General features: G+C 66.3%; 11 protein-coding genes. 6 read left to right on the top strand and 5 right to left on the bottom strand.

The features are described 5' to 3' along the window. Positions 1 to 2 precede the first annotated feature (2 nt). Positions 3 to 1,016 carry an AurF N-oxygenase family protein gene (locus MP11Mi_RS02900; RefSeq protein ID WP_420040821.1) on the bottom strand — a complete coding sequence of 338 codons (1,014 nt, stop codon included), beginning with the start codon at positions 1,014 to 1,016 and terminating at the stop codon, positions 3 to 5. A 189-nt stretch (positions 1,017 to 1,205) separates the two neighbouring features. On the opposite strand from MP11Mi_RS02900, the gene MP11Mi_RS02895 reads away from it, so the two are divergent. Then, complete coding sequence (locus MP11Mi_RS02895) at positions 1,206 to 2,948, top strand: cation:proton antiporter (protein ID WP_420040820.1); 1,743 nt, start codon at positions 1,206 to 1,208, stop codon at positions 2,946 to 2,948. A gap of 28 nt (positions 2,949 to 2,976) precedes the next feature. Here the strand turns inward: MP11Mi_RS02895 and MP11Mi_RS02890 are convergent, their stop codons facing one another. Further along, positions 2,977 to 3,273 carry a hypothetical protein gene (locus MP11Mi_RS02890; RefSeq protein ID WP_420040819.1) on the bottom strand — a complete coding sequence of 99 codons (297 nt, stop codon included), beginning with the start codon at positions 3,271 to 3,273 and terminating at the stop codon, positions 2,977 to 2,979. A gap of 166 nt (positions 3,274 to 3,439) precedes the next feature. On the opposite strand from MP11Mi_RS02890, the gene MP11Mi_RS02885 reads away from it, so the two are divergent. Continuing rightward, on the top strand, positions 3,440 to 4,306 hold the full coding sequence (locus MP11Mi_RS02885; protein WP_420040818.1) for a universal stress protein: 867 nt from the start codon (positions 3,440 to 3,442) through the stop codon (positions 4,304 to 4,306). Between the two features lie 121 nt (positions 4,307 to 4,427). Continuing rightward, on the top strand, positions 4,428 to 5,660 hold the full coding sequence (locus MP11Mi_RS02880; protein WP_420040817.1) for an MFS transporter: 1,233 nt from the start codon (positions 4,428 to 4,430) through the stop codon (positions 5,658 to 5,660). Here MP11Mi_RS02880 and MP11Mi_RS02875 read toward each other — a convergent pair. Next, positions 5,608 to 7,122 carry a dolichyl-phosphate-mannose--protein mannosyltransferase gene (locus tag MP11Mi_RS02875; RefSeq protein ID WP_420041988.1) on the bottom strand — a complete coding sequence of 505 codons (1,515 nt, stop codon included), beginning with the start codon at positions 7,120 to 7,122 and terminating at the stop codon, positions 5,608 to 5,610. The two genes, MP11Mi_RS02880 and MP11Mi_RS02875, sit on opposite strands and share 53 nt — an antisense overlap. Before the next feature lie 185 nt (positions 7,123 to 7,307). Here MP11Mi_RS02875 and MP11Mi_RS02870 point away from each other — a divergent pair, with 185 nt between their 5' ends. Genes MP11Mi_RS02870 through MP11Mi_RS02860 form a run of 3 tightly spaced genes read left to right on the top strand, consistent with a single transcriptional unit; the run spans position 7,308 to position 9,973 of the window. Beyond that, entirely contained in the window at positions 7,308 to 7,994 is a 687-nt protein-coding gene (locus MP11Mi_RS02870) for a TetR/AcrR family transcriptional regulator (RefSeq protein ID WP_420040816.1), read from the top strand. 34 nt (positions 7,995 to 8,028) lie between these two features. Further along, positions 8,029 to 8,877, top strand: coding sequence for a 16S rRNA (cytidine(1402)-2'-O)-methyltransferase (rsmI, locus tag MP11Mi_RS02865; protein ID WP_420040815.1), 849 nt, complete (start codon positions 8,029 to 8,031; stop codon positions 8,875 to 8,877). Between the two features lie 52 nt (positions 8,878 to 8,929). Further along, a complete protein-coding gene (locus MP11Mi_RS02860) occupies positions 8,930 to 9,973 on the top strand; it encodes a tellurite resistance/C4-dicarboxylate transporter family protein (protein WP_420040814.1) in 1,044 nt (347 codons plus the stop codon). Here MP11Mi_RS02860 and MP11Mi_RS02855 read toward each other — a convergent pair. Next, positions 9,953 to 11,140, bottom strand: coding sequence for an aminodeoxychorismate synthase component I (locus MP11Mi_RS02855; RefSeq protein ID WP_420040813.1), 1,188 nt, complete (start codon positions 11,138 to 11,140; stop codon positions 9,953 to 9,955). The two genes, MP11Mi_RS02860 and MP11Mi_RS02855, sit on opposite strands and share 21 nt — an antisense overlap. A gap of 7 nt (positions 11,141 to 11,147) precedes the next feature. Next, the gene (gene metG, locus MP11Mi_RS02850) at positions 11,148 to 12,713 is read right to left on the bottom strand and encodes a methionine--tRNA ligase (protein ID WP_420040812.1); all 1,566 of its coding nucleotides are present in this window, start codon (positions 12,711 to 12,713) and stop codon (positions 11,148 to 11,150) included. Between the last annotated feature and the right edge of the window lie 6 nt (positions 12,714 to 12,719).

Genomic DNA, 12,719 nt, shown 5'->3' with positions numbered 1-12,719 from the left:
CGTCAGCTCGCGGTGTACGCGGGTTCGCTGCGGAACCGTGAGTTGCGGCCGTCGATGCCCAGGGCGCGCCACACTCGACGGGACGCCGGATTCATCAGGCCGCACTGCTCGGCGAGCATGCGGACGTCGCCGAACACGCCTGCCAAGAAGGCCTTCGACTGCTCGGATCCCCAGAAGATGTCTTTCATGACCTCACGGGGAACGTTGAATTCCTTGCGGAACTCGGCGGGCGGAATGACGATCGCGTTGCACAGCACGCGCATGACGATCGGCATCGCGATCGACAGGGCGAGCTTGGTGAGACGGCCCTTGTTCGGGATTGTTGCGCGCAGGTGATTGTGCGCGAACGAGATGTGGCGAGCCTCCTCGGCCACGTGCAGTTCCATGACGGCCGACATCGCCGGGTGGAGGCCGTCCCTGCCGCGCAGAAAGTCCTTCTGAATGTGGTCGATGGGCTCTTCGCCTGCGAGCACGCCGAAGTAGAAGACGGTCGGGGTGATCGTCGAGAACAGCGGGATGATCGGCGAGATCAAACGAAGCCAGCGGCGCATGCCGGGCGTCTTCATGCCGATCCGGTTCACCAACTCCTGGAACATGAGGGTGTGATTGCACTCTTCCTTCGCCTCATGAGTGGTGTAACGGAACCGCTTGTCGCCGTTGGGGAGACGGTCCGAATACTGGAGGAGGCCGCGGATGAGAATCGACTCGAACTGCAGGCCGACCTTGGCGACGTTCGCCTGACGCCACATGCCGAGGCGGATCTGCTCGGACTCGGGAAGCGCCTGGTACCACGGGTGGCGGCCGATTGGGTCGACGGTGTACGACAGGATCCACCGTCGATCGTCGGGAACGATCGCCATGTCCGGAGCGTCCCACGCGATGTCGATGTACGGATCGAAGTTCCGGTGCACCGATGCGGACGACAGGTCGTCGAGAACCTGCTCGTAGTCGAGCTTGTCGTCCTGCTTCACGGGCGGCTGGTACGTGGTGGTCGGCCGCGGTTGCGTCGAAGTCATCTCACATCTCCCTCTGCTGGTGTTCCGCCTGAAAAACCAGCTGAACAAACCTTGATGAATCAACCGTGACACCAATCATTGATCTTGTCAATGCTCGATGACACGATGGGCGACGGTAGATGATCTCCACACTCTGACATCACCCAGGCGGATAGTCAGCGATGGGGTCGATGCCCGACAATGTGGGACGTGGAAGTTGTTCTGATCGTCGTCCTGTGTGTGCTCGCGATCGCTGCGGGCAATCTACTGGCTCCGCGCCTGCGTATCGCGGCTCCGCTGCTGCTCGTCCTGTTCGGCGTCGGCGTGAGCTATTTTCCCGGAGTCCCGCGGATCTCAGTCAACCCGGAGATCGTCTTGGTGGGCGTCCTGCCTCCGCTGCTCTATGCCGCGGCTGTCGCGATGCCCTCGATGGAGTTCAAGCGTGACTTCCGTGCGATCAGCGGACTATCCGTAGTGCTGGTCATCGTCAGCGCGCTCGGGTTGGGCGTGGTGTTCATGTGGATACTTCCCGACGCCGACTACGCGACCGGTGTCGCGCTCGGCGCCATCCTCAGCCCGACTGACGCGGTCGCGACGACCACCGTCAAACGCGTCGGTGCGCCCAACCGGTTGATCACGGTACTCAGCGGCGAAAGCCTGTTCAACGATGCGAGCGCGCTGGTGATGTTGCGCGCTGCGATCGCGGCGATGGCGGCGAGTGTGTCGTTGTGGGGTGTCGCGGTTTCGTTTGTGTGGACGGTGGTGGCTGCGGTCGTCGTCGGTTCGATAGTCGGTTGGGTCTTCGTCTGGCTCCGCGCCAGGATCGCCAATCCTGCTGTCGCGACGGCGGTCTCGTTCGTGACTCCGTACGTCGCATACCTGCCCACCGAACTCGTCGAGGGCTCCGGGCTGGTCGCCGCCGTCGCGGCAGGTCTCGTCGCCGGGCGGGGCGCGGTCCGTCACCTGACTGCGGCGCACCGGCTGTCCGACGTGCAGAACTGGCGAATGGTGGAACTGCTGTTGGAGGGCAGCGTCTTTCTGTTGATGGGGCTCGAACTCAAGGACTTGGTGTTCGACGTCCACGAGAGCGATGAAACGGTCTGGCATGCGGTGTGGCCCGCCGCGGTCGGGTTCGTGCTCTTGATCGTGCTGCGGTTGATCTTCGTGATCCCGCTGGTGCACTGGACGGAGCGTCGCGCGCAGCGGGTGATCGCGCGCGAGGAACGTCTCGAGCAGTTGCAGACCGATCTGGCGGACGCCGATCACCTCGACACCGGGCGACTCCGCGTAGTGCAGGGCCGGATCGATCGTCGTCTCGCCGACATCGCCTATTACCGCGCCGAGTCGATCGGTACGCGGGAAGGATTCGTCGTGGTCTGGGCTGGGATGCGCGGTGTCGTGACGCTCGCGGCGGCGCAGACGCTGCCCGCCGACACGCCGTACCGTTCGATGCTCGTCCTGCTCGCGTTCTTCGTCGCCGTCGGATCACTGCTGATCCAGGGCGGTACGCTCGCCGCGTTCGTCAGGTGGATGCGGCTGCCCGACCACGGCGCCCAGGAGATGCAACAGCGTCGCGCGATCGGCCGCGAGTTGGCGGTGGTCACCGACCGTGTCATGCGGGCGCCCGACGCGTGCGGCGCCGACTCCGAGCTCGCGAGCACCATCGAGGCCGTCCGACGACTCGAGGCCGTCGACGGGGACGAAGAACGCGGGGACGAAGAACGCGGGGATGGGGCCGACGACGGCAGGCTCGACGAGATCATGATCGACAGACGCCTGGAGACGGCGAGACAGATGAGGCATGTCCGTCGACTCATCGTCGCCGAGCAGCGACGACGGCTCCTCGAGCTCCGCGAGACCGGGGCTTACAGTTCCAGCGCGTTGACCGTCGCTCTCGACCGGCTCGACGCCGAGGAATTGAGCCTCGACGCTCAAGCACCCGTCAAAGACTGAAGTGACGACCGAGTGAGTGTGCGACGGGCTAGCTGACGAGCGCCGGGACCGCCCCGAACACCCAGATGACGGTGAGCGCCATGAGGAACCACGACGCGCCCTGCCACACCTGCCAGCCGGCGTTGGCGCGCCACGCGAGAGCTGTGCGGACCATCGCGGTGATCGCGCCTAGTCCGATGGCTACCGGACCCGCGATGATGAACGCGTCGTGCACCCCGTCGGACGTGTTGAGGGCGACGATCAATAGCACGATGCCGACCCCGAACGTGATGAGTACGTGCAGTGCGGCGTCGCGGGCGTGGCCGGAGCGGAGCGGGGAAGGCATCGAAGGGTTCCTGATGATCGAATTGGGCAGTGCCGCCAGCCTACCGGGGGACTTCGGACCTACCCGGGTCCATGCATTTCGGGAGTGATTGCGACAGAATGGAAACGAGGCCGAGGGGCGCCGAATCCGCGGTAGCCCGGCCCTGCTGAGAAGGAGTGCATTCGCGATGAGCTTGATCCTGGTCGGTGTGGACGGTTCGGACGCGTCGACGGACGCCGTCAAATGGGCTGCGAGTGCTGCGGCCTCCGAACGTCTCCCGTTGAAGATCGTGGCCGCCTATACGTCGACGACCAGCGATTACGCGCCTGGTCTCGTGATTCCGCAGGACGTGATCGACGCGATCCGCGCGGAAGCGACCGCAGCAGTGCAGAAGGCAGCCGAAGTAGCTCGCGCCGAAGCCGCCGACATCGAAGTGTCCGGGTCGATCGTCGAAGGCGACGCCGCCCGAGTCATGCTCGAGATCGGTGAGCACGCCCATATGATCGTGCTCGGCACTCGCGGTCTGGGCAGCGTCAAGGGCCTGTTCCTCGGATCGGTCAGCACCAGCGTCGCCGCCCACGCGAAGGGGCGCGTCGTAATCGTCCCCGCTGGCTCGCTCGGCGGCGACGGCCCGATCGTCGTCGGCGTCGACGACTCGGCGGTCAGCGACCCCGCAGTCGCCGAAGCGTACCGACTAGCAGGCATCCGCAATCGGACACTGACCGCCGTCCACACGTGGACGCCGCTCGACGCCGACGCTCTCCACGGTTTCGGACTCGACCAGGCGGAGATCGACGAGATGTCCCGGCAGGCCGTCGAAGCGGTGTCGGAGCGGATCGCAGGCTATTCGCAGGACTACCCGGACGTCGAAGTCAACCGGGTCGTCATCCCCGAAGAGCCTGCCAAGGCGATCCTCGAGGCGGCCGACGAGAACGCTTCGCTCATCGTCATGGGCAGCCGTGGTCGAGGCGGATTCACCGGTCTGCTCCTCGGTTCGCGCAGCCAGAAGGTGCTCCACCACGCGCACGTTCCGGTGATGATCGTTCGCAAGTGAACCGGTGACAGTGGCGGGCACCGACTCTTCAATCGGTGCCCGCCACTACTGTCTACAGCGTGTCTGATGAACTCGCTCGCAGCATCCGACGGTCGGTAACTGCGTCGTCTGAAGTGCAGGAATGAAGCAACTCCCACGCGGACTATGGGTCCTGCTGGCGGCCAACGTCGTCATCGCGCTCGGCTACGGACTCATCGCGCCCGCGCTGCCGATCTTCGCCAGCGACTTCGGCGTCGGCATCACCGCCGCGACCGTCGTCGTCTCCGCGTTCGCGATGATGCGGTTGGCGTTCGCGCCGGCCACCGGACACCTGGTCACCAAGCTGGGCGAACGTCGGATCTATCTGACCGGCCTCATGATCGTCGCGCTCAGCACCCTGGCGTGCGCGTTCGCGCAGAACTACTGGCAACTGCTGGTGTTCCGCGCCGCAGGCGGAATCGGGTCGACGATGTTCTCGGTGTCGGCGATGGCACTGCTCATCCGCCTCGCACCGCCGGCGACCCGAGGTCGGGCGTCCGGCTACTACTCGGCGGGCTTCCTCGTCGGCAACCTCGCCGGACCGCTCGTCGGAGCGGTCCTCGTCGACTTCGGGCTCCGCATGCCGTTCGTCGTCTACGCGATCGCGTTGCTCATCGCGGCGGCAGTCGTCGCGGCCGCGATGCCGCCCGCGCCCGAACCGCCGACCGATTCGGGCGTGCACGCTCCGCTTCCGGCCGCAGGCTTCTTCGAGGCGCTGCGGTGGGCCGAGTACCGGGCGATCCTCGCGTCCAACTTCGCGCAGGGCTGGGCGTCCATGGGCGTTCGAGTGGCCGTCGTGCCACTGTTCGTCGAACAGGGACTCGGCGAATCGGCAGGCTGGGCCGGCATCGTCCTCGCCTGTTACGCCGCGGGAAATATCGTCGCGATCATCGTCTCCGGTCGACTGTCGGACCGGTTCGGGCGACGCCCAGTCATGATCCCTGGGCTGATCATCGCCGCCGCGTCGACGATTGTGCTCGGCTGGTCACCGAACATCGAAGCGGTACTCGCGTTGACTGTGGTGTCCGGTATCGGCTCGGGTCTGTTCGCGCCGACACATCAAGCGGCGCTCGGCGACCTGCTCGCCAAACGCGAACGGGGCGGATCTGCCTTGGCCGCCTATGGGATGGCCGCCGACTTGGGGGCTGTCAGCGGTCCGCTCATCGCGGGGCTGATAGCCGACCGCTGGGGGTACGGCCCGGCATTCGCGGTGACCGGCGGCGTAGTCGTGGTCGCGCTCGTCCTGTGGCTCGTGGCGGGCGACGCCGCACGAGAGCGAGCCCTCACGACCAACTCGGCAACCACATCTGACGAGCCCACTCGACGTTTGAGATAGGGGCGCCGGTCAAGATCGGCCACAGCCACACGAAATTCGCGATCACGAGCGAGACGAAGACCGCGATCGACAGAACGGCGATCGTCTTGCGGTCCGAGCGTCGGCTTCGCGCGGCCCACGCGAGGACGTCACCGCAGCACAAGGCGAGCCCCATCACCAGGAACGGCGCCATCACGGTCGCGTAGAAGAAGTACATCTGGCGGTCGAGGTCGGCGAACCACGGCACGATCGCGGCCGCATAGCCGACGAGCACCGCGGCGTACCGCCAGTCACGGCGGGACACGATCCGCCAGAGAGCCCACGCGATCATGGGGAACGTCAACCACCACAGAGCAGGCGTGCCGATCAGCATCTGCGCGCGTATGCAGTCGCCGCCGCCGCACTGGTCTGGACCGTAGTCGATCGCGTACAGCATAGGGCGCAGACTCATCGGCCACGTCCAGGGCTTCGACTCCCACGGATGGTGATTCCCGGCCGAATTCGTCAGGCCAGCATGGAACTCGAGGATGCCCGACTCGTAATACCAGAGCGAACGGAACGCCGCGGGCACCCAGGCGAAGGCCCCACCGGAGCCGACCTCGGTACCGACCACATAGCGGTACACCGACGTCTCCGACGCGAACCACGTCGCGAAGCTCGCGAGGTAGATGGCGATCGGCATCAGGGCCAGCGATGCGCCCGACGGGATCAGATCGCGACGCAGCACGCCGACCCACGGTCGCTTCACGTGGTAAGCCCGGCGGGCTGCGACATCGAATCCGAGCGACAGGGCCGTGAAGAAGATGACGAAATAGAGGCCCGACCATTTGGTGCCGCATGCCAGACCGAGCATTACTCCTGCCGCGAACCGATACCAACGGAAACCGAAGCGCGGGCCGAACGGGGAGTCGTCGATCCGGCCCTGCGACCACACACGGTGCATGCGGGCACGCATCTGGTCACGGTCGGCGATGATCGCGGCGAACGCGAGCACCACGAACAACGCTTGGAAGATGTCGAGCATGCCCATCCGGGACTGCACGAACAGGACGCCGTCGCAGATCGCGAACACACCGGCGAGCGCGCCGACCAGTGTGGATCGGGCCAGGCGTCGCACGGTCAAGTACACGGCGAGCACGATGACGACGCCAGACACCGCCGACATGAAGCGCCAGCCCATCGGGCCGTACCCGAACATCCACTCGCCGATCGCGAGCATCCACTTGCCGACTGGAGGATGCACCACCAGGCCGTATCCGGGGTTGTCCTCGATCCAGTCGCCGCCGGTCAAGACCTGCCAGCCTTGCGGAACGTAATGCTTCTCGTCGAAGACCGGTGTCCCGTTATCCGTCGGATGGGTGAGGTCCCACAACCGGGTGGCAACGGCGATCAGAGTGATGACGACTCCGACGATCGTGCCGCGCAGACGGTCGGACGCGCCGAAGATCGGTGCTGGGACCGCAGGGCCGGGGCTGGTGCCCAGATCCTCGGTCTGCGGCCGGGTCTCCGAAGTCTCGGGGTCGGCAGCAGGGGAAGCAGTCGTCACACACACATGCTAGGGCATGTCAGGACGCCCCAATGTCGGCTGAATCTCATTGCGAGGCAGAGCCGTGCCGTTGGGTATGGAAGTCGATTCGTCGGCAGTCGCGCACAGTACGCTGAGATGGCTTGCACACCCGGCCGATCACGGGCCGGGTCGGTGCGAACGCTCTGTGGGACGACGACGAGATTCGAGGTAGCGGGATGGCACGGCTGAGCCTGGAACAGCGACGTGAGGCGGCGATCGCCGCGACACTGCGCGTGATCGCGGCCGATGGCGTCGAGGCGGCGACGACGCGTCGAATCGCGACCGAGGCGAACATGGGGCAGTCGAGTATTTTTTATGCGTTCGCGTCGCGAGACGAACTGTTGGCCGCCGTCGTGGAGCACGGGGTCGCCCAGGAACTCGACTCCATGAACGAATGGTTAGAGACGCTGGCCGACGTTCCGGTTGGCGATACACCGATCGAGGACCTCGTGCGCGCGGGCCTGCTGGCGTTTGCGGAGAACGCCATCACCGACCCCGCCCGCCAACAGGTGCTGATCGGTCTCGCGTTGTATGCCAGGCGCACACCCGGACTCGAGTACCTCGCCGAGCGTCTCTACGACGGCTACTACGACGTGGCGGCGCGGGTGCTCGACGAGTCGGCGCGGATCTGCGGTCGCTCGTGGAGCCAGCCGACGGCCGAACTCGCGCCGACGGCGATCGCGTTGTCGGACGGAATCACGTTGTGCTGGCTCGGCACCGGGTCTCGCGACCGGGTGAACGCGGTCGTCGAGAGTGCGGTGACGCTGTTCCTCGGCTATCTCGAGTGACTTGTCGCCTCGAGTGAGCCGTAGCCTGGACGTCGTGAACGACGACGGCGTAGGTGTGTTGATTCTGGCGGGTACTCCGATGGGGCGGCCCGACGACGCATCGACTCGGCTGCGGGAGGCCCTGGCGACAGCTGACATCGTCGCCGCCGAGGACACGCGTCGCACCAAGGCTCTGGCGTCGTCGCTGGGCGTGGAGATCAGTGGACGCGTCGTCAGCTACTACGACCAAGTCGAAGCGGTGCGCGCGCCGAAGCTCGTCGAAGAGATCGATGCCGGGGCCACCGTGCTGCTGGTGACGGACGCCGGTATGCCGTCGGTGAGCGATCCCGGCTACCGGGTCGTCGTGGCGTGCGCGGACGCCGGGCTGCGCATCACGTGTCTTCCGGGGCCGTCCGCGGTGACCACTGCGCTCGCCCTGTCGGCGATGCCGTCTGAGCGGTTCGCGTTCGACGGTTTCGCCCCGCGCAAGTCCGGCGCCCGACGCGACTGGTTGGCGAGTCTGCGCACCGATCAGCGCACCGTCGTGTTCTTCGAATCTCCGCACCGGTTGGCGCAGACGCTCGCTGACGCGGCCCACGTGCTGGGCGCCGAGCGTCGCGCCGCGGTGTGCCGCGAACTGACGAAAACGTACGAAGAGGTTCGTCGCGGCGGACTCGGTGAGCTCGCCGCGTGGGCCTCCGACGGGGTGAAGGGGGAGATCACCGTCGTCGTCGCGGGAGCTGCCGCAGTCGACGAGTCGGCGACGATCGACGACCTCGTCGCGCAGGCGCAGACCCTCGTCGAGGGTGGAACCCGCTTGAAGGACGCCTGCGCCGAAGTGTCGGTGGGCACCGGATTCTCCAAGCGCGACGTATACGAGGCCGTGTTGGCCGCACGCGAGTGACGTGTTGGGTGAAATTCAGTGCCTGCCGGCGACGGCACGGTAGTCATTGACCATGGTGGAGAAATTGACCGCGGTGGAGAAGACGATCCGCGGGTTGAATCCAGCCTGTTTCGCGATGGTGATGGCGACCGGAATCGTCTCGATCGCGATGAGCGTGCAGGGCTGGGGTCTGGTGTCGGCCGCACTTCTGTGGATCGGCGTCGTGGCGTACGCGGTGTTAGTCGTCGCGAGTCTGGTCCGATTCGTGCGGTACCGGGACGCGGTCGCCACTGACCTGCGGGCTCCGACGCGCACGTTCGGATTCTTCACGTTTGTCGCGGCGACCGGAGTCACCGGAACCAGGCTCCTCCTGGACGGTCGCGTCGGAGTCGCCGAGATCGCGCTCGGTGTCACCGCGGTGAGCTGGTTTGTGCTTGGCTACGCGCTCCCGGCGATCGCGTTCGCGGCACGCGGCGACGAGGCTCCGATGCGGCGGGCCGACGGAAGCTGGTTCGTCTGGGTGGTCGCGACCCAGTCCGTCGCGATCCTCGCGGCGAGTCTGCAGCCTGCGGTCGACACTCTGCGGACCGAGTTCGCTCTGCTCGCGGTCTCCTGCTGGTCGATCGGAGTGGTCCTGTACGTCGGGGTCGCCGTGCTGGTCGCCGCCCGGCTTCTGCTCGCGCGACCGTCACCGGCGGACGTGACCGGCGCGTACTGGGTCGCGATGGGCGCGACAGCGATCTCGGTGGTCGCCGGAACACACGTCGAAAAGATGGCGGGAGTTCCGCTCGTCGAGGTCGTCGGCGCCACCGTCGGCGCATCCACGTTCATCCTCTGGGCGTTCGGTACCTGGCTGGTGCCTGCGCTCCTCGTCGCGGGCTACTGGCGACACGTCGTTCACCGCGTTCGGCTGCGCTACGAGGTGGGTCTGTGGACGATCATCTTCCCGCTCGGCATGTACGGGGTGGCCAGCCGTGCACTCGGCACCGCGCACGACCTGCCGATCGTCAACGGCATCGGACACGTCGAGATATGGGTCGCGTCCATCGCGTGGGCCGTCACGTTCGTCGCGATGGTGTGGACGCAGGGACGGTTGTTAGTGCGGGGCGACCGGTAGCGCATCGACGATCGACGCAGCCTTGTCCAGACATTCCTGCCACTCGGCGTCCCGGTCGGAGTCGGCGGTGATGCCGCCGCCGACACCGAGCGTCAACCCGCAGTCGGGGGCGACGGCGACAGTACGGATGGCCACCGACAAGTCGAGCAGCCCGCCGGGGCCCGCAACACCAATACCGCCGCAGTACACGCCGCGCTCGTGCTTTTCCCAGCCGGCCAGCAGTTCGGCGGCCCGGATCTTCGGCGTTCCCGTCACCGACGCGGGAGGCCACGTCGCCGCCAGCAGCGCATTGTTTCCGACGGCAGGCGCAAGCGTGGCGCGCACCGTCGACACCAGATGCCAGACGCCCGGAGCCGGAACCACCGACAATAGGTCGGGCACCCGCACCGACCCCGTCTTCGCGACGCGACCCAAATCGTTGCGGACAAGGTCGACGATCATCACGTTCTCCGCGGTGTCCTTCGCCGACGCCGTCAATACCGACGGGTCGACGTGCGCGGGCACCGTCCCCTTGATCGGCGATGACGAGACCTCGGTGCCGCGGCGGTCCAGGAACTGTTCGGGGGAGAAGCTCGCGATCGACCCCCAGCCGCCCGACAGCCATGCGGCCTTCGCCGGTCGGCTCGACTCCGCGACGTCACAGAAGAACGCGAGCGGGTCGCCGTCGAGCACACCGGTGAACCGGGTACAGACGCACGCTTGGTACACCTCTCCGGCGGAGATCGCGTCGAGACACCGGGCGACGGCGTCCACGTGCGGCTCCTTGTCGGGCGGTGACCACGCCGCCGACCACGACCTGGATGTGCCAGCGGGCGGATCAGGAGACGGCGAAGGTACGGATAAGGCTTCGAGCACCCACGGCGGGCACACCGACCCGCCGACCGACTCCCACACCCACGTGTCGTCGCGCAATACGAGCAGACCGTCGCAGAGCCCGCCGACTACCTCGGGCGTCTCGCCGGGCGGCGAATACGAGATCGCGCCCAACCAGAAGATGTCTGGCCGATCGGGCGGCGCAACACCGGGCCGCACGTCGATCGACGGTGCGATCACCGCGTCCGCGTCGAACCACCGGCCGACGAGAGCGGCGGGCGGAGGTAGTCGCTCTGCCACGGTGTGTGCGTGCAGGGCGCGTAGGAGAGCGAAGGGGGTCTGGGCGGTCGCCACGCGCCTTCTACACCTCGTGGCGAGGGAACACCGGACTCGGCTTCGGCAACGTGGTGCCCGGGGTCAGCCGGTCGGCGACGGCGGCGAACGTGCGCGCGTCGGCGTCGACGGCTAAGAAGTCGAGCAGCGTCGCGGTCGACGACGGCATAGCGGGCTGCGTCAGCAGCGTCACGATGCGGACTACTTCGGCGCACACGTAGAGGACAGTCCCGGTGCGATCGAGGTCGGTCTTGGCGAGCTTCCACGGCTCTTGCGCCGAAATATAGCGGTTCGCGTCGGCCAGCACCGACCACAGTGTTTCGAGACCGAGGTGGATCGCCTGCACGTCGAAATGTGTGCGGACACGGCCGAGCAGGCCGTCGGCGGCGTCGAGCAGGGCCTGGTCGTCTGCGGTGAAGTCGCCCGGCTCCGGGATCGTCGAGTCGAAGTACTTGCCGACCATCGACAGGGTGCGTTGCGCGAGGTTGCCGTATTCGTTGGCGAGGTCGGCGTTCTTACGCGAGACGATCGCGTCAGCCGAGTACGAGCCGTCCTGCCCGTACGAGACCTCGCGGAGGAAGAAGTAGCGGACCGGGTCGAGTCCGAATTCGTCGATGAGGGCGTGCGGATCGACCACGTTGCCGATCGACTTGCTCATCTTCTCGCCCTTGTTATTCAAGAAGCCGTGCGCGAACACCCGTTTGGGCACCGGGATGTCGGCGCTCATCAGGAACGCGGGCCAATACACGCAGTGGAACCGGATGATGTCCTTGCCGATAATGTGCAGGTCGGCGGGCCAATAACGCTCCAACGTGGCCGGATCGTCCGGAAAACCGACTCCGGTCAAATAGTTCGTCAACGCGTCCACCCACACATACATGACGTGATCGGGGTTGCCCGGGACCTTGACTCCCCAATCGAACGTGGTGCGCGAGATCGACAGGTCGTTGAGTCCGCCCTCGACGAACCGGGTGACCTCGTTGCGGCGCGAGTCCGGCCCGATGAAACCGGGATTGTCGCGGTACAGCTCGAGCAGGGGCTCGGTGTACTTAGCGAGCCGGAAGAAGTAGGTCTGTTCTTCCGTCCACGTCAGTTTGTGGCCGTTCTCGGTGGCGATTCGATCACCGTCGGCGTCGACGCTCGTCTCGTCCTCGGTGAAGAACGCCTCGTCGCGCACGTCATACCACCCGGCGTACGAGTCGAGGTAGATGTCGCCCGCCGCCTCCATCCGCTTCCAGATCTCCTCCGACGCGCGGTGATGATCGTTGTCAGTGGTGCGGATGAATCGGCTCAGATCGGTGCCGAGCGCGGTGTGTAACGCCTCGAAGCGGTCGGAATTGCGGCGCGCTAGATCCGCTGTCGACACGCCTTCGGCCTGTGCCGTCTGCTGCATCTTCTGGCCGTGCTCGTCGGTGCCCGACTGAAAGCGCACGTCGTAACCATCGAGAGCCTTGAACCGGGCGAGCACGTCCGCCGAGATGAACTCGTAGGCATGCCCGATGTGCGGGGCGCCGTTCGGGTACGCGATGGCGGTGGTGATGTAAAACGGCGGGGCGTCAGCAGGGGATGTCGCTGCGGCGGGAGCGTTGACCATAGTGGT

Source organism: Gordonia abscondita (assembly GCF_032711245.1).
In the GTDB taxonomy this organism is placed as follows: Bacteria; Actinomycetota; Actinomycetes; order Mycobacteriales; family Mycobacteriaceae; genus Gordonia.
The sequence above is the reverse complement of the archived record's forward strand: the minus strand, read 5'-3'. Positions and strand labels throughout refer to the sequence as shown.